The 1,266-nt window shown below is 67.2% G+C and carries 1 protein-coding gene and 1 pseudogene; both read right to left on the minus strand.

The features are described from left to right. The coding region (locus CLV37_RS26880; RefSeq protein WP_425433642.1) for a helix-turn-helix domain-containing protein at positions 1-881 on the minus strand (881 nt) is incomplete at its 3' end. A gap of 140 nt (positions 882-1,021) precedes the next feature. After that, positions 1,022-1,266, minus strand: a pseudogene (locus tag CLV37_RS26885) (transposase); the annotation flags it as partial.

Raw genomic sequence — 1,266 nt, forward strand, 5'->3', positions numbered from 1 at the left:
GTTGGCGAGTGCGGCGGTCGCCATGGTTGAGATTGCCTACACGCGGATGATGCTGCGCCGGTTGACCAGGCCGGCGCAGCCCTCACCGCACATCTGAAACAGTCACTGAGTACCACGTCGGGGGTGACATGACCTTGTGGCTTGCTGCGCGAACGCGCCCTGGGTTCCCGCAGCGCCCGGCCGGTCCGAAGGCAGGTGACCAACTCCCGTTTCAGCGCACCGCGTCCTTGGATGAACAGCGACTGGTAGATCGCTTCTGGGCTGATACGCATGGACTCATCATCGGGGAAGTCCACCTGGAGGCGGTGAGAGATCTGCTGCGGGCTCCAAGCCATCGCCCAGCGTCGGTCCTGGCGATGGGGCTTGTTGAGTCCCTTCCACGCCGGGGTGCGGGGGCCGGCGACGGCAGAACCGTCGAGTCGGCGGACGCTGCCGGCGAGCCGGTCTTGCACGTACTCGCGCAACCGGTCGTTACCGACGAGCTTGGCGGTCTTGGGTCGCTTCGCGGCCTGCTGGGCTTTCCACTGCGCCACCGTGGCGCGATATTCTGGTCTGCTGCCGCGGGTGGCGGCGTTGCGCCGTAGTTCTCGAGAGATCGTGCTGGGGTCTCGCCCGATCCGGCGGGCGATCTCGCGCACGCCGTGCCCCTGGGCGCGAAGCAGCGCGATCTCCTCCCGCTCAGTGAAGGACAGGTAGCGTCCGGTGGGCTCGTCAAGACTGAGCGGCGGCATCCCGCCAGCGTGTCGGAACCAGCGGACTCCGACCGGCCAGGACACGCCAACTCCGGCGGCAGCATCGGCGGTGGTGACCCCGGTGGCGATGATCCGCCAGAACTGTCGAAGTACCGCTCGTGACGGCTGAGGCCGTCCCGGGGACCGCATAGCCGGACGTAGCGCCCGATCAGCACGCCACTGCCGGCGCAAGCTCTCGCTGACATCGCTGGTCTTCTTGGTCCAGTCGGCCGTGACCATGTCGTGCACCTCCGCGGTCGGGGGTGTTGCGACGACCAGTTGAATCCGCCTTGCGACCCACGATCCGAATGCAGGGTGCAGCCGGTGACGTCGAAACCCTCCACCCGGCGTTGCGCAACGGCATTGGCCAGGGCCCGAACGGCCAGGCGAGAGGTCATCCGGGAGTCGATGGAGTACCCGACGATGCGGCGGGAGAACATGTCCTTGATGGCGCAGAGGTACAGCTTGCCTTCGGCCGTGGGGTGCTCGGTGATGCCGGTGAGCCACAACTCGTTGGGCCGGGTGGCGGTGAACT

The sequence above is a fragment of the Kineococcus rhizosphaerae genome, from assembly GCF_003002055.1.
In the GTDB taxonomy this organism is placed as follows: Bacteria; Actinomycetota; Actinomycetes; order Actinomycetales; family Kineococcaceae; genus Kineococcus; species Kineococcus rhizosphaerae.